This is a genomic window from Chryseobacterium jejuense (genome assembly GCF_900100075.1).
GTDB lineage: Bacteria > Bacteroidota > Bacteroidia > Flavobacteriales > Weeksellaceae > Chryseobacterium > Chryseobacterium jejuense.
In genome coordinates this window covers 185,201-205,755 of record NZ_FNEG01000004.1, presented here as the reverse complement: position 1 = coordinate 205,755, position 20,555 = coordinate 185,201, and the positions used below count along the sequence as shown (strand labels likewise).

Sequence of the window (20,555 nt, the reverse complement as noted above, 5' to 3'; positions counted from 1 at the left end):
TTTATTTGTTGTAGTAGTTGTATGCTGCTTTGGCTATGTCTGCAATAATGGCTTCTGAGTTTTCAAAAGTTTCAAAAGTATCATGTATAAAAACGGCAATATAGATTCTTTTTTTATCTGAAAGTTCAATAATTCCATAATTATTGATCGCTCCAGTCATTCCTGCTTTATTGGTGAAGGAGGTTCCGGTGCGATGGGCTACTTTAACATCCTTAGGCAGCTTCCCTTTAAGTCTTTTAGTTCCTGTCGCATTATTGATCATGACGGTATATAGCCATTTCGTATGTTCTTTATTAAGTATTTTTCCATTGTAGAACTGTTCCAGTAATCTGATCGCTGCGTTGGGGGTGATGGTATTGATGAATTGAGAGTCCCAATCCTTATGCATACCTTCTTCATCATTTTTAATGACAATATCTTTGCTGTTGATGAAATTCTGAACATAATCAGGGCCTCCAATGAGCCTAATCAGGATATCAGTTAGGTTATTGTCACTATAAACCATCATCCAATGGATGCATTCTTCCAGGCTGAGTTCCATATTTCCCTCAGGGTATTTCTCTCTGAATGGGCTATAAGTGTCCTCCAGAAGCTCTTCTTTTTTGATGTAAATTTTTTGCTGTAAAGAAAGTTCGCCTTTTTCCACTTTATGAAGAACTGCTAAAGCGACAGGAAACTTAAATGTGCTTAACATAGGAAGTGGCTTATTCCCATTGATCTGGGTTACTTCTTTTTTGTGAGTTCCTGCTGTTACAATAGAAACCCCTATATCTGCCTTTTTATGGGCAATAATAGTTTCAATTACTTTTTTAAATTCGGGATTGGTATTGTTTTGCGAAAAGAGTGGTAGGCTTATAAATAGGATGAAAAGGGTAAGAATAATTTTCTTTGACTTCATTTTACGGTGGTTATTTGAATAGGTTTTTGGTTTCCAAATATATGTATTTCCGGTATCTCTTTTTTGATTTGAAATCAATATTTTTATCCATTGGAGTTTTTTACTTTTTATAAGAGTATAACATTACCACTTCTTATATTCATTCCCTGTAAACCTCATTGATTCAACTCCGAAAATTACATGTACTGTTTACTTTTTAATAGGTAACGGAGACCATCAATCCTATTATACCATTGCAGAGGATTATTGTAAGCTTTTAAAAGCTAAAAGCAAAAAAATGTTTTGATTTAAAGAATTCGGACACATCATTTTTAATACAGAACTGGAAAATTTTCAGGAAGTAATCATTTAGTAAATAAAGCCCAATGTATGTTAAAAATATAGGTATTCATTCTTTCTCACATAATTTTTAGAGCTATTAACCGTTACCTTGATAAGGACTATGATTCGGAGCATAAAATCTATTCCTGAAACTTAGGTGCCAGAAATAGAATACATGAAACGAAAACTTAAGGAATCAGAAAAAATAAATAAGAAGAAAAGTTTATTCTATTGATAATCAAATTGTATGAATAGCATCATTTATAGCAAATGGTGCTGTTTTTATTGTAAGAACAGGTGACTGATTTTGAAGAAGATTCGTAGTTTTTTTATAAACTGGCTAGTCTTCGAAATGGAAAGTAAATGATAAAGTTATGAACAAATTTATCCATCATTTTCTATGAAACATAGAGTATTACCAGTGGCTTTTGGGCTGAACTCGTTCTACCTGTCATTTTTATATTTTCGAATGTTCTGGATTTCTGAAGGCAGAGAAACAGTAGAACTTCTGACATATAAATACATGCTCTATTCTGTGTTTTTTGTGTATCCGTTGTTTATCTTTTCAACCCTTATTCTTACTAAAGAGTTTAAAGCCGGCTTTTTTTTGAAAATTTTTGTTTGGTTGTTGGCTGCTGCCGGACCTATTCTTTACTTTCTAACCTTTGATTTATTTAAGGAAAAAGAACTGTTTTACGGATGCCTGATTACATTGGTCCAGTGCCTGGTTCAATCTAAGACAGTAAAGGATGATGAGATGATTGCCCGGGTTGCCGGAGTTTTTTCAGCAAAGTTGATCCTGTGGTTTTTTATTCTCATTTTTTCCTTGTTTTTCCAAACGATCTATTCTGATATTCTGGTGAATATGTTATTTGGAGGCATCTATTATCTCTGCATCGGAATTCTTGATATTCTGGTGGTCCGGTATAAATTCCTTACGGAAAAATAAAAACTTGGAAGGAATTACTAACCCATAAAAAACCACCATTTACTGTAAATGGTGGCTGCTTGAAATATATTAAAATTGTTTTGTTGCTTTATCTAGTCATTCTGTTTGATTTGAGGGTTATTATTAATCTCTTTATTCGGGATCTGGAATTTAAATTTATCTGGTGTCAGGTTAAATCTTCCAAATGTATGGTTAGTGCCTGTATATATTCTTTCTAAAGGTGTATTCAATCTCTTCATATCAAACCATGCATAACCTTCACCCCAAAGTTCAATTCTTTTCTGCAGGATAATTTCATTAATCAGATCAGCTCCTGTTTTGGTAGATAGGGTATAAGCCTTATCTCTTTTGGAGGCGATTTCAAATAATACCTGTTTTGCTTCCGCTTCTCTTCCTTGTCTTGCCAAAGCTTCCGCTTCTATATAATATAATGAAGAGGCTCTGATGTAGATATAATCTCCTTCAAACATGCTTGGATCTTTGAACTTCCAGCTTACATAGGCAGGATAGTTTTTGGTCTTTCCGTTAAAGGTGTACTTGGCAGGCTGGCTTCCGTTGAATACCTTTTTGCGGTAATCCGTATCCGGAATAGCTTCATACAAACGCTTGTCAATAAGCTTATAAATCTGGGCTGCTCCTGCATATCCTTCATTGGTATTATCAAACATAGAGAAGAAAGAAGCATAATAATTTCCGGTACTCATTGTAGAAATCGTATTATGGAATCCCCAGATCACCTCAGGATTACTGAGGTTAGAAAATCCGGTAGTGGTATAATCATTTTCTGTCATCAGGGCAATTCCCTGTTTACCATCTGCAGCATATTTTGCGGCTTTTGCGTAATCTCCGGTTTGAAGAAATACCTCTGCAGCAATGGCTTTAGCAGTTCTTTGATCGATTTGAGCTCTTGATGGGCGGGCAAAGCTCTCCAAAAGAACAATAGATTCTTCAATATCCTGACCAATCTGCGAGTATACTTCTGCTACTGTTGATCTTGGAAGTCCCTGGCTCGGATTATTGGTTGTAAGAACCAAAGGAAGACCCGGATCAGACTGATGGCCTTTATAATCATTCGCATAAAAACGGATCAGATTAAAATATGAATAGGCTCTTAAGGCAAGTAACTGTCCTTTAATGGCTTTATTTTTAGGACTTTCATCACCTTTTAAATCACTAAGAAGTTTGTTGATGATGAATATCCTTGCATAAAAAGTAGTCCATACAATTTCTGAAGCGATATTACTGGCATTGGTTGCTTCATAATTATAAAACATTCCCAAATGTTGGTTTTTTGCCTGGATCACGTCATTAGACATTAAATCAGCACCTGCCTTTATTCCCATGATCCCGAAATCAGAGTGAGATGAAACGTTTCCTCCGGCTCCATTGCTGCGAAGATCAAGATAAATTCCACCCAGGATTTTTTCAGGTTTTGACTGATCTTCACTCAGCTGTTCACCAGAAATATCACCCTCCGGTAAGGTATTGAGATCATTAGCACAGCCTGTCGTAATGAGGGCTACGGCTAAAGCTGATATATAGTATTTTATTGTTTTCATAATTTCTTTTAAAATGTTAGTTTAAAACCAAGTGAAACACTGGATAATAAAGAGTATTTGTAAGCATCGGAAACTCCTGTTAATGAAGCTCTCGGATCATATCCTTTTCTTTTAGACCATAAATACAGGTTGTTTCCTGTAGCATAAATTTTCAATGCTGATAAACCGATCTGTTTTGTAAAATCGTCAGATAGCTGATATGATAATGTTACGTCCTGAAGACTGATATAGTCAGATTTAACCAAGTATAATGTGGAATGCCCATTCTGGTTGGTAGAAGTAAGATCTACACGCGGTAATGCAGCTGTTGGGTTTTCCGGAGTCCATGTTTTATCAAGATCATTGGTGTAGTTAGAACCGTAAGTATCAGAATGGAACAGGGATCTGTAAATATCATCATATCCGTATCCACCAAACTGATAAGCAAAATTAACCGCCAGGTTTACCCTTTTATAGGTAATGTCCGTTCCAAAACCACCGTATACTTTCGGAATTGCAGATTTTCCGGTATTGTAGTCGCTCGCTTCCTTATAATTATTGGTAACGGTTTTTTCTACCTGTTTGGTGGTTGGGTTTATTGTATTTTTATACCATAATGCATCTCCATTCTCAGGATTTACTCCGGCAAACTCTTTTAAATAATAAGTATATCGGTCTCCGCCTTCAGCAAGAACAAATAATCCTGAAACCAAACCTGTAGCTCTTTGCTGCTCTGGTAATTTGGTAATCTTGTTTTTATAGTGAGTCGCATTAGCATAAAAATTCCACTGAAGATCCTCTGTGCGGACAATATCTACACTAATATTGGCCTGAATCCCTTTATTATACATATCCCCAATATTTCCATACTTCACATACGAACCTGAATTGGATATTGCTAATGGAAGCGTATAGATCATATCCGATACCTTTCTCTCAAAATAATCAGCATTTAGATTTACCCTGTTGTTAAGTAGAGAGAGTTCAAAACCGGCATTCAGGTTTTTGGAAGTTTCCCATTTCAGGTCTCTGTTTCCTTGTTTCTTTAAAGTAAGTACAGGTTTACCATCTCCAAAATCATTAATCCCGTAAATGTCCTGATAGGCATAGTAATCTCTGGTTGTGCTATTCAGTAAAATGTTGTCATTTCCCTGTTGTCCATAAGAGACTTTCAGCTTCAATGCATTAATTACTTTATTGTCTTTAAGGAAATCTTCTTTGGCAACATTCCATGCAGCTCCTAACCCATAAAATGTTCCCCATCTGCTTTCCGGTGCAAAAACTGAAGAACCGTCTCTACGTACATTCGCATTAAAGAAATACTTACCGTCATAGTTATATAATAACCTTGAGAAATAACCTTCTACAGCATATTCATATCCGTTTCCTGACAAGTCTGTAATTTTTACGGCATTATCAAAAGACCATGACTCAGGCAGTAAAAGCTGCTGTTTTGTTCCTGCAAACCCTTCATTCTTTGTTTTATTCAATTCATGACCAACAAGGATATTGAAGTTATGCTTATCAAATTTCTTCTGGTATGTAAGCAATTGCTGATGATTCAGGGTATAATTAAATATAGATTCCTGAGTAATCGTTCCTCCCACAGATGAAGAAGTTCCACCCAGTGTATTTCCGAACTGAAGGTTTCTTAAGTTTTCAAGATAAGCTCCAAAACTGTAAGTGAAATCTAATCCTTTAATAATCTCATAATTTAAACCCAGATTGATATTGCTGATATTAGTTACTCTCTGAGATTTATCCTGCTGAAGGTTTCCTACCGGATTTTCAAAAACAGCATAAGATCTTGTAGAACCGTTGGGGCCTTGTCCGTCTCCATAATCGTATAAAGCATTTCCGTGGTTATCATAAAGCTGCTGGTAATTGTCATTTCTAAGAAAAACAGGATAAAAGGGAGCTATATTTCTGGCAAATTGGAATGGATTAGAAAACCCACCCGTTTCTCCGAAATTCTGCTTGCTGTAAGTATAAGACAATGCAGTTGTTAATCTTAACTTTGGTGTGATAGAGTAGTCTACGTTCGATCTGATCCCGAATCTTTCAAAACCGGAAGAAATAAGATATCCCTTATCATCCAGATAATTTAAAGACGTATAAGATTTCACCTGGTCACCACTGGCATTAATTCCTACTGTAGCTTCTCTTCTTAAAGCAGGTTTGAAGAGCAGTTTCTTCCAGTTGTCCTGATAAAGCAGCTTGGCATTGGTATTAAAGGAACCGTCTGGAGCAATTAATTGACTAAAAGGGATATTGTAAGCATTGTATCCAAGTCCATTCAGACCTGATAGTCCTGCAGCATGAGGAGTTGTTGTGGAAGGAACAGCACCTGGCTGTTTTTGTCTTGCAATTTCTCCAATTCGGCCTCTGTTATAATAAGCTGTATAATAATCCTGTGGGGAAGTATACACCGAATAATCCTCAATAGATCTGAAGTTAACTCCGGTTTTTATATCAAGATCAACGCTCAGTTTTTTATTTTTACCTCTTTTGGTGTTCACAATAATTACTCCATTGGCTCCTCTGGAACCATATAAAGCGTTGGAAGAAGCATCTTCCAGAAAAGAAATGCTCTCAATATCTGCTGAAGAAATACTGTTCAGATCACCACTGTAAGGAATTCCGTCCAATACAATTAAAGGATCACTGGAAGCATTAATAGACCCAATTCCTCTCATTCTTATCGTAGGTTGAGAACCCGGCTGTCCGGAAGAGATCACCTGTACCCCTGCCACTTTACCGCCAATTCCCTGAAGGACGTTTCCGTTTTGAAGATTACCCAGATCTTTAGCCTTTAACGACTGTACAGATCCTGTAATTTCTTCCTTTTTTTGCTTTCCAAAGGCTACCACCACCACTTCTTTGATGGCAGTCTCCTGAGAAAGACTGTCTTTTTTCTGTGCAAAGCCATATTCTGCGAATAAGAGCACGGCCAATACACCCAGTTTGCATTGTTTTTTTCTCATTATATTAATCTTAGGTTTTAAAAATTGAATTGTGTATTACGCTTTATCTTCCCGTTTAGGAAAAAATAAGTCCCTGCCTCCCTTTTGTAAGGAGGTGTAAGAAAGAAAATGTTAAAATAGAGGAGGTGTACCCGGATTAAATAGGCCTTGAGCTTATCGGGCTTTAATTCCTACAATAATGTGCCTATTTCTTTGGGATTTATGGCATCATCATTTTACACATCATCCATTCAAAGCACATGTTCTTAGAAGTAATGTTGTGCTGTGAAAGGCTCTTCCCTGTACAACACTTATGTTGAACAGAAACTACAGCCATGATAGTGCATTGGTAAGAATTAAAGTCATTCTTATTCATGAGAATAGAGTTTTATTTTTTTAACTGGGTCAAAATTATTTAATAATTCATAAAACTTTGTTAAAAAGGGATATGAGAAAAATCATATTAGTCTACTAATTTAGTGGGGTAATTGAAAAATGAAGATATTTCGCCTTAGTTTTAAAATTTAATTTATTGGTTGTCAGTTATTTGTGTTTTCTTGAAGAGCGTTTTAAATATTCAAAAAAAATCTCATTTTAAGAGATGAATAAAATTTAACACTATAAGTCTATTGTTTTTGTAGACTTTTTGTGTATTTTACGCCCGATTTCTTTTTTAGGGAGCTTTATCCCGCTATCCACTCATACTCCTCACACCAGGGCTAAGGCTTACGCGTGTTGCGGGGTAACCGTTACTATCGGGGCTAGGGAAGGATGATGAAAGATGAAAAATGTGTCGTTAAAAGGTTTATCATTTGTTTTTTTCAGATTGAAATTCTTTTACAAAAAAAAATAATTATATTTTTGAATACTGTCATGGCAAAGTCTTTTTTGCCAGTTGCAGGTTACTATTATTATGAGAAAATACCTTACCTATATTGTAATGTTGGGATTTCCTCTGTTGGGAGCCCAAACTAAGGTGGCGGAAAAAGCCACTTATCAAGAGAACTGGACATTGCTGGAGAAAGAAAATGCAGCAATGGCCTTTGATGCAGATATAAAATTATCTGATGCTGAAATCGCCTTGGATAAAAAATTATTCCAGATCAGGAAGCAGTTCCTTACCGAAACAGAAAAACAAAAATTTCCTTTATATAACCGTTCTTTTAATGAAATAAAACCATTAATAGAATCCAGCAAGTTGTTTAAAGTCATTCAGACAATGCCTAAAGGTGGGCTGCTGCATACCCATAGTGGTGGTTTGGCCAGTGCTACATGGCTCATTGCAACGGCTAGAAAATATAAAGAATGTTATGTATATGATCAAAAAGACAATGCTCAATTTATTTTCGGTCAGCTAGGTTTCTTTGAAAGTGGGAAAGTTCCCAATGGATTTGTTAATCTCAATCAAAAACTGACTTCAGATCCAGGTTTTGAAAAGGTATTGCATGAACTTCTTCTGTTAAAAAGGGATAATCTATGTTCTTACACCGATTATTGGATTGAATTTGAGAAACGTTTTCAACGTATCAATCTGCTGCTGCCTTATCGTCCTTTCTTTAAAGAATATTATCTGAAAGGCTTTCAGGACTTGGCTAAAGATAAAGTACAGCACGTTGAAATCAGATATGTATTTGATGAATTGTATGATTTCCAGCATGGGAAATATTCATTGGAAACATCCATTACAGATTTACAGGATATTGTGAAGCAAATGCGTAAGTCAGACCCTCAGTTTAGCCTGAAACTGATTTATTCAAGCTTTAAATTCCTGGATTCAGAAAGTATTGAAAAACAACTTGATATTGCTTTTAAATTAAAGAAGGAATTCCCTGATATGATTTCCGGCTTTGATCTTGTTGCTGATGAAGCAGCTGGAAATAGTATAAATTCTTTCCAGAAAAACTGGACGAAACTTAATGAGATCACTAAAAAATCAGGAGTAGAAATACCTTTGTTCCTTCATGCAGGAGAAAGCAATTCCGTTTTCAATAAAAATGTACTGGATATTACCCTACTGAACAACCAAAGAATTGGTCATGGCCTTAACCTGATTTACTTTCCAAAATCAATGGAACTGATTAAAAAACAAAACAAATTGGTGGAAGTAAGCCCAATCAGTAACCAGATTCTGGGGTATGTGAGCGACCTGAGAAATCATCCTGCAAGAGTGCTGATGAGCAGCGGAGTACAATGTTCCCTTAATAGTGATGATCCTGCGGTATACGGTTATGAAGGATTGAGTTATGACTTTTGGACGGCCTATGTGTATTGGGAATTGGATGTAAAAGCGTTGAAAAAACTTGTTTTCAATTCAATTAATTATTCTTCCTTAAATAAGGGTAAGAAAAAACAATCCATAGAATATCTGAATACCCAATGGAATGATTTTGTTCAGAAAGCCAATCAGGAACTGAATTAATATCTGGATAAAAATAGATGATAGTTTTTAATTGTCATCTTGTGAATATAAAATAGCACCATTTTTAATGGTGCTATTTTGTTTTTAGTGCCTTGATTTTATTTTGTTTTCGATGGTCTTATTTAAATATAAAATGAAAGCAGATTGATTTTACGACAAGTTCTGTCGCAATGCTGTAGTAGATTTGTAGAATCAATGAAGGATCACAGAAATACAATGAAATTTCGTGATTTAAAAAAATAATGTATATTAAATCACGAAATAATGACTTGTACGAACTAAAAAAGTTAAATTTGTGCAAAATTTGAAAAGCTAATTACTAATCTCAAAATAACACGGGAATGAAGAAAATTTATCTCAGTGCATGTACTGTATGCACCATTCTGGGGCTATCTGCTCAGGAAGTTCTGTGGCAAAAAGATATTAAATCCTCTACTCAGGATTTTCTAAGCCAGGTGACTACTACCATCGATCAGCAGTATCTCATTACAGGAAGCTCAATACAGAGCGACAAATTCCAACAGAGAAGTAGACAAAATAATGGCTACGATTTCCATTTGGTAAAATTGAATCAGCAAGGAGAAGAAGCCTGGGAAAAATATTTCTCAGGAAATAACCATGATTATTTATCTGCAACAGTAACCACTCAGGATGGTGGATTTCTATTGGCTGGAACCACCTATTCGGGGAAAGGTCTTGATAAGAAAGAAGATTCTAAAGGCGGATCAGATATCTGGCTTATCAGGATTAACGAATTTGGGGATGAATTATGGCAGAAAACCTTAGGAACTTCTTCCGATGAAGAAGCCAGAGCAGTGATTCAAAGTACAGACTTGGGCTTTTTTGTAGCTGGAAATGTACAAAACTCATCCAAAGGCTATGGTTCTAAAGATGTCTGGATCACCAGACTGGATAAAGACGGAAAGGAACTCTCTCAACTGATATTAGGAGGAAAAGGGTTAGATGAAGTTGAAAAAATGATTCCAACAAAAGATGGTGGAGCCTTACTGGGAATTTACTCAAGGAGTTCCGAGATTCGCGATGCGGGTTCCGGGGTTATAACCCGCGAAGAGAAGTCTTCTGGTGAAAGATCTGTCAGTTCAACAGCCATTAGCCAAATGCCCAAAGCCAGCAGTAATTTTGGCGAAGGCGACTATTGGATCATCAAGCTGGACAAAACCGGAAAAGTAGAATGGGAAAAGAACTTTGGTGGCAAAGGAGACGATCATATCAGAACGTTGGCTTTAACAGCAAACGGTTATATCATCGGTGGAGAATCCAGATCCGAAAGATCCGGAAACAAAACAGTGGGTATTGAAGAAGGTACAGACCTTTGGTTGATTGCTTTAAATGAAAGAGGCGATGAGCAGTGGCAGAAATCTTACAATTTCAAAAATCGGGATATTCTGATGGGAATGAGTGTAATCCATTCTGCAAATGACAACTCTTCAAAAGGAATTCTGTTAGGCGGTTATACTCAAGCAGAAGGAAGGATAGAAAAAGACGATGAGACTTTCTGGATGCTGTACTTGGATGGAAACGGAAATGAGCAATGGCGAAAGCATGTAAGTGGAGACTCGAGACAAAAAGAAGAGAGACTTTCAGACTTAAAATTAAACAGGGACGGTTCTATTATTCTTGCCGGAACCAGTGCTAAAGAACTTGGAAAAGAGAACTGGAAGATTGTCAAATTGGGAGATAAACAAGTGAATGATCTGATTGAAAAATATGATATTAAGATTTATCCCAATCCGGTATCAGACTATGCGTATGTAGAAATCGGTTTTGATTTTAAAGAGGCTGATATTATGCTGTATGATATGAGCGGAAGGCAGCTTCAGAACTTCAAAACTAAGAATAGAGTGACCAAGATCAATACCCAGGCTTTGGTACAGGGAGCTTATTTGGTGACTATAAAAACGGATAATAATAAAACAGCGAGTGCAAAGCTGATTAAAAATTAAAAAACATGAAAAGGAAACAAATAATTATAGGGGTAATATTAATATATAATATCTTAGGAGCTCAAAATAAATCTGAGGCTACCTTACTCAATATAAAATCACCCCAGGCTTTGGATTTTGAAAGGTATGGAAATATCCCGGTTAATCTTAATACGGGAAGTGTAGATGTAGCACTACCTTTATTTTCTCATGCATTACCTGATAATAATGAATTTTCAATTTCTCTAAACTACAATTCAAGCGGTTTTATACCTGCTAAAAAGAATAATTATGTTGGCTATAACTGGCTGTTAAATTTTGGTGGAAGTGTTACCCGGCAAGTTAATGGAGTGGCTGATGATCGTGTTGGAGATAATATTACTCATGGATTCCTTTATACAGTAAGAAATGCTTCCAACAGCAATTTAAATATTTATAATGGAGCTTATCCCAGACTTAATGGAACTAGTGATAACTTAATAGTTAATAATGTTCAGGCAGAACTAAAACCTGATAAGTTTTCTTTTAATTTTTTTGGAAACAGCGGGTATTTCTATATTGGTAATGATGGAAAACCTGTCATTTCTTCTAATGATTCTAATCTCAAAATATCACTGGATGAGGTTTCCTTACAGTCCAACTGGAACTGTACCCCGGATTTTTCAAAAATTGTTATTACGGATGGAAAAGGAACAAAGTACTTATTTGGGGGACAACATGAAAATCTTGAAGTTAATTATGGTTTAGGAAGTCAAGGAGGTGTAAACACTGAACAAAATACAAATTTTTATATTAATTCGTGGAACCTTTATGAAGTACAATATACTAATGGTGAAAAATTAGAAATAAAAAATAAAAAATTAGGTTTTATAGGAATGGGCAATACATTTTGTAAAAGTATAAACAGCTTGCCCAATAAAACGCATTTCAAGACATTCCAGTTTTTGTTTGATGTGAATGTTCATTACTCTCAAACCAATTCTTTACAAAGCTATACCCTAAATGGCAATTTAATTTCAGAAGGAGGAAGTAGTTCTAATTATCAGCAACCTGTAAGAACATTTTCTTCTGTAAAAAAAGTAATCCCCGAACAGATTATATTCAATGGAAAATTCATTATTGATTTTAAATATACTACTGTAGCATTTGCTGCGCCTGAATTTGATATGTACTTACTTGATGAAGTCAATATTAATTATCCAAACAATACACCAAACAGTACTCCTAATAATATTAAAAAATTTACTTTTAATTACCTATCCAGCGGGAGTTATCGATTCTTATCCGGTATACAGGATCAAAGTGGAAAAAAATACTCTTTAGATTATTATAATTTGAATAACCTGCCTAGCCCAAATACATTGGGGGTTGATTTTTGGGGGTATTGGAATGGAAAAAATGAAACTACTAATAAACTTATTCCGTCTTACCAACTTAATACTGATACCGGAGATTTACAGATTATTGGGGATACCAGAAATCCTAATCTTTCTCTTTATAATGTAAGTTTACTTAAAATGCTTACCTATCCTACAGGAGGGTATACAATTTTTGAATATGAACCTAATAGTTATGGTAAAAAAGTAGTTCGAGATTATTCTGGTTCGTTTTTTAAAACATTAAGAAATGAGAATGGATATGTGGGAGGTGCCAGAATCAGTAAATTATCCAATTTTGATGGACAAAACACAACCGTAAAAGAATATAAATACATTACCAACTACGCAGAGCCTAATCAAGGTGGCTCAAGTGGAGTTTTGAATAATGAATACAGAATGGTTGATTATCTGAAAGCTCAAACTTGGGTAGGGAATACCATATTCCAGTCAAATACATTATTGGAATACGCGAATAATATTAGTATCAATTCATTAAGTTCTTATAATATTAGTTATTCTGAAATCTCAGAATTAGAGAATGGCAAGCTATATAAGAAGTATCATTTTACAGATTACAATACAAACCCTGATGTATTATCTTATCGTACCGAAAAGATTCCTGCTATATCAGATAATGTAACCCCTCTTTTATATTCAAAAAATTTTTTTATTCAATATGTAAACAAGGATAATGAAAGAGGAAGGCTTCTTAAAACTTATGATTATTCTGAAGGAGCTAAGATCAGGGAAACCACTAATCAATATACTTCTTTAAGTTCTAATCCTTTACTTGTTAACAATTATGTAAGTACAGTAGGAGGAGCTGTATCTTGGTATCATTATTCTAAAATATATTGTACCCCTTATTTATTAGAGTCCTCTACTACAAAAGAATACTTTTCCAATAAGGAAATAAAGAATACTGTGACAAATACTTATGGAACAACAAATCATTATCAACTCAAAACACAAAATAGGTTGCTTCCTGATGAATCCCTTAGTCTAACGACTTATCAATATGCTTATGACAAAGGAAATCAGAAATTGATCAATGCGAATGTAGTAGAGATTCCGCTGGAAACCTCGGTAATACAAAAGAAGAACCTTAATGATTCAGGAAGTATAGTTTCAAAAACTGAAACCAAGTACGATGATCCGGCTACACTATTTCCTACCTCAATATTATCCTATGAACTCCAAAATCCTCTAGTAGGCACTACGGAAGTAAGCTATGATAAATACGATTCCAATGGAAATCTAGTACAATATACTACAAAAGATGGTATTCCAGTAAGTATTATCTGGGGCTATACCCAAAGCCAACCCATTGCCAGAATAATGGGAGCAAAACTCTCTGATATTAATCAATCTCTGATAGATAGTATAGTAAATGCTTCTAATACGGATGCATCAGCTGAAAGAAATAATGATGAAACTGATCTGTTAAATGCCTTTAAGAACTTTAGAGATAACTTGTTAGCTTATCAGATTACGACTTATACTTACGACCCATTAATAGGAGTAAGAAGCATTACCCCGCCATCCGGCATCCGGGAAATTTATCTTTATGATGATGCTGGCAGACTTAAAGAAGTCAGAGAGCATAAGAATGACGGAAAGCTATTAAAAGAATTTAACTACCATTACAAAAACTAAGACGATGAAAAAAATAATAATCCCCATAGGCATGTTGCTGATGAGTCATTCAGTAGATGCCCAGCTTACCCAGGGAGAAAACTATATTCAATCCAAAACCTATCTGGATTATAATGGAGCTACTGCTACCAAAACCTCAGAAACCGTCCAGTATTTTGATGGTCTGGGAAGGCCCAAACAGGTGGTTAATGTCAAAGCATCACCATTGGGAAGAGATGTGGCTACTCATATTGAATATGACCAGTTTGGAAGACAACTTAAAGATTATCTACCCGTTCCTCAGGGAGGAACTTTGAACGGTGCTATTGTTCCCAATCCGTTATCCAATGCAGCTGGTACTCCTTATGGCTCAGAAAAGATCTATTCCGAGAAAATAGTGGAAAATTCTCCCTTAAACAGGATTCAGCAGCAGATTCAGGTAGGAAATGACTGGAGTACTAAACCTATCAAATTTGATTATGCAGCCAATGAAACAGGAGAAGTAATAAAATATACCACTACGACAACTTGGGAAAATAATGCTACTAAATCAACAATTGATCATGGTGGAACTTATAATATGGGTCAATTGTATAAAAATACCGTTACCGATGAAGATGGAAACCAAACCATAGAGTTCAAAAATGGCAAAGGTCAGCTCCTTTTAGTAAGAAAAATTCTAAGTACAACAGAAAATGCAGATACCTATTATGTCTATAATGAATATGGGCAACTGGCTTGGGTAATTCCACCTTTGTTATCAAAAAAACAAACCTGGGGATGGGACGATCAACAGGCTTTAGCTTATGAATACCGTTATGACGGCAGCAACCGTTTGGTAGAAAAGAAACTACCTGGCAAAGGCTGGGAATTAATGGTATATGACAAATCAGACAGGCTAGTTCTCTCTCAGGATGCTAATCTCAGTGTCGCCAATAAATGGCTCATTACCAAGTATGACAAGTTGGGGAGAATTGCTTATACCGGTTTTTTAACCGGCGGTGATAGAGCTGGCAGGCAGAATCAGATCAAGGATTTAGTGATTACTGAAGATAGAAGTAGCACAGGGTTTACCCGAAATGGTATTACTGTTTATTATACCGATAGTGCCTTTGTTGGAGAAATTCCTACTATTTTAAGTGTCAATTATTATGATACCTATCCGGGGTATGGCTTTAATCCATCCTTTCCATCAGCTATTCAGGATGTGGAAACCTTAAAAGAAACGGTATCTGCTGAAGGAAAAAGCACCAAAGGGCTTCCAGTGATGAGTTTGGTAAAGAATATTGAAGATGATAACTGGACGAAGAATTATAGTTATTACGATACCAAAGGAAGAGTGATAGGCACCTATTCCATCAATCATTTGGGAGGGTATACCAAAACAGAATCCAAACTGGATTTTGCAGGAGCCGCCCAAACCGTTATCACCAAACATAAAAGGCTGGAAACAGATACCGAAAGAACTATTACAGAAAACTTCGAATATGACCATCAGAACAGATTACTTGTGCACAAACATCAGGTAGATGCCAACTCTACTGAAATCCTTACCCGGAATAAGTATAACGAGATTTCCCAGCTGGAATCTAAAAAAGTAGGAGGGATTGCAGTAGGATCTTCTCTTCAGCAGATGGATTATAAATACAATATCCGTGGCTGGCTGACGCAGATCAATGATCCTTCTACTCTGAACGGGAAATTATTTGGGTATGAAATAAAGTATAACAATCCATTAAACCCTACAAAATTACCAGGCAGGTTTAATGGAAATATTGCAGAGGTAGACTGGAGAAATTCTTCAGAAGACGTTCTGAAAAGGTACAATTATGAGTATGATCCTCTGAATCGCTTAAAAAATGGATTCTATTCAGAACCTAATTCCACTAATCCTTCTAATGGTAATTTTGATGAATATCTTACCTATGATGTAAATGGGAATATCAATACATTGAAAAGAAATGCTATTCCTGTATCAGGAGGCACTTCTACTTTGGTAGATAATCTTGAATACAAATACACCGGAAACCGTTTAAATCAGGTGATAGAATCGGCGATGAATGATACAGGATATGAAGGCGGAAATAATATGATTGATTATGATGCAAATGGGAATATGATCAATATGAAGGATAAAGGGATCGATACTATTACCTATAATTATCTTAACCTTCCCAATACAATTGCAATAAGTCATCCGGATCCTATTATTGTTGGTCAGCAATCTAGTGCTAATATTGGATATTTATACCGTGCAGATGGAACTAAGCTGAGAAAAACCTATTCTACCAGACCTGCTAGAGGAAATACAAGAACATCTATGACCGATTATTTGGATGGATTTCAGTATTCTTATAAAGAAGGTGGTGGAATATGTATAACCTGTCGTACAGAGGCAGCCTTTGAAGAGCAGGCATATGGAAGTATCAATAAAACTTTTCCTGATCTGGGAGGAACTCCAACATGGAAGTTAGATTTTGTACCTACAGCAGAAGGCTTTTACAGCTTTACAGAAAATCGTTATATTTACCAGTATAAAGATCATTTAGGAAATACGAGGGTAAGTTTTGCTAAAAACAGCGCAGGCGTTCTTGAAGTTACGGATACGAACAATTATTATCCATTTGGATTAAACCATATTTCTGGAATGTTTAGTAGTTCTAATTTTGGAGGATTATATAGCTACAAGTACAACGGAAAGGAATTGCAGGAAAGTGGAATGTATGATTACGGCGCGAGAATGTATATGCCGGATATAGGAAGATGGGCTGTAGTAGATCCGCTAGCTGAAACATCGAGACGTTGGTCGGCTTATAACTACGCTTACAACAACCCGATAAGGTTTATTGATCCGGATGGAATGGAGAATAAGGATATTCATCTTCTTGGGAATTTAGCAGATAAGGCACTTGAGCAGTTAAATGCAAATAGTAGTCTTGCTATGACAAAGGATTCGAATGGCAAATTAGATACTGCAAAGCTGAGTAAAAGTGACTATAGTAAGCTTTCAGCAACTGATAAAGTTATATATGATGGTATAAAGAATACCAATATTGATTCAATAATTTATGCTGAGAGTAATAATATAACGCCAAGTGGAGGCTTAATCCCCGGTGGATCTTTTGGTGGCGCCGATTATGATTCAGCCAATGGAATTAGCATAGGAACTCAGTATACAAATCCTGATGTATTAGGAAGTGCAGAAAGTTTTATAGGAACTCAAAAAGGAGCAGGAATAACACATGAAGTTGTCGAAAATGTTCTTATAACCCAAGAATCTTTAAATACAAAAACAGACGTTCCGATAAAAACAGTATTAAATCCTAGTCCAATATTTGATAAATTCCATGATCAAACAAGAAGTATGATGCCGTATGATAATTTAGTGATATCAGCTAGAACAAGGTTTGATACTGTTGGAACCACAAGAAAATATTACGAAGGTTTTGCCGGAAAAAAAGATGCTAATGGAAAAATTCAGACACAACCTTTATATAAAGTTTATTCAGATGATCAAAGATTAAAAAAATAGTCTTATGAAAAATATAGTTTTTTTATTTTTTTTCTTTATTTATAGTTGTCAAACAAACAATGTAATTATTAGTTCAAAACCTGTTCAAATAACAAGGAAAATAATCACTTTTAAAGAAAATAAAGAGGTAAATATATTAATAGCCGATAATAACGATATTATTGAGATATTTAAAGAAAATACATCTAACAATTGTAAAAAAATTAAATTAGGAAAAAGATATTCTTTAAAAATAGTTCCTGTTAGTGATTTAATACAACATGGTATTGAATCCCCCGATGAATACATTTTAAATGATTCAACTATAATTAAATATAATCATTATTATACTTTAGAAAAAAAACAAAATATTTGCATAATAAAATAAATTCCCCACGCTGCCGCACGAATCCTTTCGTGTGGCATTTTTATTAAAAATTTTTACCATAAAAATAGAACTAAGCTGAGAAAATGGTATTCAAACATATTACCGAGAAGAAATTATTTAAAAGTTTCCAATATGGGTTCAAAATACTTTAAGCTATTTTCTCCAATTTTATCAGTCTGTAGATATCTTGCAATAAGGCAGAAACTCTAACTCAATTTCCGAAACAGAGATTCTGTTACAACATACCTTAATTCGGATACTCAGGGTATTGTTATTCTTCTGAACTTTGTCATACAAAACAACAAGGTAAAAGCCTTGTTAAAAATAGAACCGATATGCAAACAATATTAGGTGCCAACGGACAGATTGGTGAAGAACTGGCAAGAGAATTAAAAAGAAGTTTTACTTCAGATATTCGTATTGTCAGCAGAAATGCAAAAAAAGTAAATGATACTGATGAGGTGTTCTCCGCAGATCTCTCTATTCGTGAGAAGGCCATTGAAGCGGTGAAAGGCAGTGAAATTGCTTATTTTACATTAGGACTTCCAATAAGCTCAGACCTTTGGGAGGAACGGTTTCCATTAATTCTTCAAAATGTGATAGATGCCTGTAAAATCAATGGGACTAAGCTTGTATTCTTTGATAATACCTATATGTATCCGCAGGATGACTGTGTTTTAACTGAAAATACAGTTTTTGCTCCGGTGGGAAGAAAAGGAAGAGTAAGAAGGAAAATGGCAGAAATGGTATTGAAAGAAATAGAATCTGGTGAGCTGGAAGCTGTAATCTGCCGTGCTCCGGAATTTTATGGCCCCGGAAAGACACAGAGTATTACCAATACATTGGTTTTTAATAATATCAAAGCAGGTAAAAAACTGAAAGTTCCATTGAGTACGAGAAAGAAAAGGAGCCTGATCTGGACTCCGGATGCAAGCCGGGCAACAGCATTGATTGGAAATACATCAGATGCATTCGGGCAAACGTGGCATCTTCCGGTAGATAAAAGCCATCCAACTTATAGAGAATTCATCAGAATTGCTTCCGGGATTTACGGAAAAGAGCTGGAGTATTCTGCGGTCTCTACATTCGTTTTTAAAATAGGAGCTCTATTCAATAAAAAAATAAAGGAATTGTTGGAACTTCTTCCAAGATATGAGCATGACAATATATTTGATGATTCAAAATTTAGAACAAGATTTCCTGAATTTAAGGTAACCACTTATAAGCAAGGGATTAGCCAGATTAAAAGTGAACAGCTTTCGGGAAAGTAAAAAAACAGGTAACTTAGTATTGGTTATATTTTAAACCACATAGGCACATAGATAATGCTAAAATATCTAGATGGGTTAATATATAAAGCTATTATATCAAAAGTATTTATTAAATTTTTAGCACCTCATAAAGCCTATGTATCTATGTGGTTAAATAAAAAACAGTTATGAAAACACCCATAAAAGTTTCATCAATAAACGCTTTACATCAGGCTTTGGGGTTGAAAAGACCTTCAAATCCGCTAGTCAGTGTGTTCAATTTTGATGATGTAAGCGTAGACCCTGAAACTATTCTGAGCTCGGTGATCACAGACTTTTATGTAGTGGCTCTAAAGAAAGATTGTGCAGGAGGAAAATGCCGATATGGACAGCAGTATTACGATTTTGATGAAGGCATTATGTATTTTATTGCCCCTCATCAGGTCTTGCAGTTTGAAGATATATTGTTGGATAGTGTGACGGGATTTGTGTTGGTGGTACATCCCGATTTTCTTCAAGGCTATCCCTTGGCTTCAAAGGTTAAAGACTATGGTTTTTTTTCCTATACTGCCAATGAGGCTCTTTTTCTTTCTGAAAAAGAAGAGAAATCAATCATAGACATTATTGATAATATAGGGCAGGAGATTGATGCCAATATGGATTCTTTTACTCAGGATTTGTTGCTGTCAAATCTGGATCTACTATTGAAATATTGTGACCGTTTTTATAACCGTCAGTTTTTAACCCGTAAAAAGGTGAATAACGATCTGCTTTCAAAGCTGGAAACCTTGCTGGATGAGTACTTCAGGAATGACCAACTCATCGTAAATGGTATTCCTACTGTTCACTTTGTTGCTGAAAAACTAAACCTCAGTGCAAATTATCTCAGTGATATGCTTCGGGTGCAGACAGGGCAGACTACCCAACAGCATATTCAGAACCGATTGATTGAAAAGGCTAAAGAATTATTGTCTACTACAGAAATGTCAGTTTCAGAAATAGCGTACCAATTAGGATTTGAGCATCCACAGTCTTTTCACCGTTTGTTTAAAAACCGTACCTCTGTTTCTCCATTGGAATTCAGAGCTACATTCAACTAGTTTGATGTAAACCGCAATAGCCACAAAAGATTTAAATACTTAATTTACTTAAAGGGACAGTCCTTATAAAGATGAAGTCACTTAAGTTTTTTTGGAAGCTCATATTTTCTCTTAATTGGTACTTATATAAAGGATCATTATAAACTTTCTTAAGTGGACTAAAGTATGTAAGAATAAAAAACTTTTGTGCCTTTTGTGGTTAGAAAATGTTTTACAGTAAGTAGTAAAGACTCAGAGCTTGGTACACGGATGTATTTTTAT

General features: G+C 35.3%; 12 protein-coding genes. 8 read left to right on the top strand and 4 right to left on the bottom strand.

Annotated elements, in window-relative coordinates:
• Position 1 precedes the first annotated feature (1 nt).
• Positions 2–898 carry a class A beta-lactamase gene (gene bla / locus BLS98_RS13255; RefSeq protein ID WP_089737334.1) on the bottom strand — a complete coding sequence of 299 codons (897 nt, stop codon included), beginning with the start codon at positions 896–898 and terminating at the stop codon, positions 2–4.
• A gap of 721 nt (positions 899–1,619) precedes the next feature.
• Between bla and BLS98_RS13250 the strand changes: the two genes are divergently transcribed.
• Positions 1,620–2,168 (top strand): hypothetical protein, encoded by a 549-nt coding sequence (locus BLS98_RS13250; RefSeq protein WP_139166116.1) that lies wholly within the window; start codon positions 1,620–1,622, stop codon positions 2,166–2,168.
• A 92-nt stretch (positions 2,169–2,260) separates the two neighbouring features.
• Here BLS98_RS13250 and BLS98_RS13245 read toward each other — a convergent pair whose 3' ends face one another.
• From BLS98_RS13245 to BLS98_RS23340, 3 genes are all read right to left on the bottom strand, one after another.
• Positions 2,261–3,727 carry a RagB/SusD family nutrient uptake outer membrane protein gene (locus BLS98_RS13245; protein WP_089736987.1) on the bottom strand — a complete coding sequence of 489 codons (1,467 nt, stop codon included), beginning with the start codon at positions 3,725–3,727 and terminating at the stop codon, positions 2,261–2,263.
• A gap of 8 nt (positions 3,728–3,735) precedes the next feature.
• A complete protein-coding gene (locus BLS98_RS13240) occupies positions 3,736–6,690 on the bottom strand; it encodes a SusC/RagA family TonB-linked outer membrane protein (RefSeq protein WP_089736986.1) in 2,955 nt (984 codons plus the stop codon).
• 199 nt (positions 6,691–6,889) lie between these two features.
• The gene (locus tag BLS98_RS23340) at positions 6,890–7,045 is read right to left on the bottom strand and encodes a hypothetical protein (protein WP_167356227.1); all 156 of its coding nucleotides are present in this window, start codon (positions 7,043–7,045) and stop codon (positions 6,890–6,892) included.
• A 537-nt stretch (positions 7,046–7,582) separates the two neighbouring features.
• Here BLS98_RS23340 and BLS98_RS13235 point away from each other — a divergent pair.
• The 7 genes from BLS98_RS13235 to BLS98_RS13205 all read left to right on the top strand — a co-directional run bounded on the left by BLS98_RS13235 (position 7,583) and on the right by BLS98_RS13205 (position 20,294).
• Positions 7,583–9,088, top strand: a complete 1,506-nt coding sequence (locus BLS98_RS13235) for an amidohydrolase family protein (RefSeq protein ID WP_228425222.1) — start codon at positions 7,583–7,585, stop codon at positions 9,086–9,088.
• Positions 9,089–9,429: 341 nt separating this feature from the next.
• The gene (locus tag BLS98_RS13230; protein ID WP_089736985.1) at positions 9,430–11,052 is read left to right on the top strand and encodes a T9SS type A sorting domain-containing protein; all 1,623 of its coding nucleotides are present in this window, start codon (positions 9,430–9,432) and stop codon (positions 11,050–11,052) included.
• A gap of 5 nt (positions 11,053–11,057) precedes the next feature.
• Positions 11,058–14,066 (top strand): RHS repeat domain-containing protein, encoded by a 3,009-nt coding sequence (locus BLS98_RS13225; RefSeq protein WP_089736984.1) that lies wholly within the window; start codon positions 11,058–11,060, stop codon positions 14,064–14,066.
• A gap of 4 nt (positions 14,067–14,070) precedes the next feature.
• Positions 14,071–17,577, top strand: a complete 3,507-nt coding sequence (locus BLS98_RS13220) for a DUF6443 domain-containing protein (protein WP_089736983.1) — start codon at positions 14,071–14,073, stop codon at positions 17,575–17,577.
• A gap of 4 nt (positions 17,578–17,581) precedes the next feature.
• Positions 17,582–17,944 (top strand): hypothetical protein, encoded by a 363-nt coding sequence (locus tag BLS98_RS13215; protein ID WP_089736982.1) that lies wholly within the window; start codon positions 17,582–17,584, stop codon positions 17,942–17,944.
• A 335-nt stretch (positions 17,945–18,279) separates the two neighbouring features.
• The gene (locus BLS98_RS13210; RefSeq protein ID WP_089736981.1) at positions 18,280–19,215 is read left to right on the top strand and encodes an NAD-dependent epimerase/dehydratase family protein; all 936 of its coding nucleotides are present in this window, start codon (positions 18,280–18,282) and stop codon (positions 19,213–19,215) included.
• A gap of 167 nt (positions 19,216–19,382) precedes the next feature.
• Positions 19,383–20,294, top strand: a complete 912-nt coding sequence (locus BLS98_RS13205; RefSeq protein ID WP_089736980.1) for a helix-turn-helix domain-containing protein — start codon at positions 19,383–19,385, stop codon at positions 20,292–20,294.
• Positions 20,295–20,555: the final 261 nt, after the last annotated feature.

What these genes read in the sequence shown, in the direction of transcription:
- BLS98_RS23340 (WP_167356227.1), bottom strand. Translation starts at nt 7,045, where the DNA reads ATGAATAAGAATGACTTTAATTCTTACCAATGCACTATCATGGCTGTA.
- bla (WP_089737334.1), bottom strand. Translation starts at nt 898, where the DNA reads ATGAAGTCAAAGAAAATTATTCTTACCCTTTTCATCCTATTTATAAGC.
- BLS98_RS13205 (WP_089736980.1), top strand. Translation starts at nt 19,383, where the DNA reads ATGAAAACACCCATAAAAGTTTCATCAATAAACGCTTTACATCAGGCT.
- BLS98_RS13230 (WP_089736985.1), top strand. Translation starts at nt 9,430, where the DNA reads ATGAAGAAAATTTATCTCAGTGCATGTACTGTATGCACCATTCTGGGG.
- BLS98_RS13215 (WP_089736982.1), top strand. Translation starts at nt 17,582, where the DNA reads ATGAAAAATATAGTTTTTTTATTTTTTTTCTTTATTTATAGTTGTCAA.
- BLS98_RS13250 (WP_139166116.1), top strand. Translation starts at nt 1,620, where the DNA reads ATGAAACATAGAGTATTACCAGTGGCTTTTGGGCTGAACTCGTTCTAC.
- BLS98_RS13235 (WP_228425222.1), top strand. Translation starts at nt 7,583, where the DNA reads ATGAGAAAATACCTTACCTATATTGTAATGTTGGGATTTCCTCTGTTG.
- BLS98_RS13220 (WP_089736983.1), top strand. Translation starts at nt 14,071, where the DNA reads ATGAAAAAAATAATAATCCCCATAGGCATGTTGCTGATGAGTCATTCA.
- BLS98_RS13240 (WP_089736986.1), bottom strand. Translation starts at nt 6,690, where the DNA reads ATGAGAAAAAAACAATGCAAACTGGGTGTATTGGCCGTGCTCTTATTC.
- BLS98_RS13245 (WP_089736987.1), bottom strand. Translation starts at nt 3,727, where the DNA reads ATGAAAACAATAAAATACTATATATCAGCTTTAGCCGTAGCCCTCATT.
- BLS98_RS13210 (WP_089736981.1), top strand. Translation starts at nt 18,280, where the DNA reads ATGCAAACAATATTAGGTGCCAACGGACAGATTGGTGAAGAACTGGCA.
- BLS98_RS13225 (WP_089736984.1), top strand. Translation starts at nt 11,058, where the DNA reads ATGAAAAGGAAACAAATAATTATAGGGGTAATATTAATATATAATATC.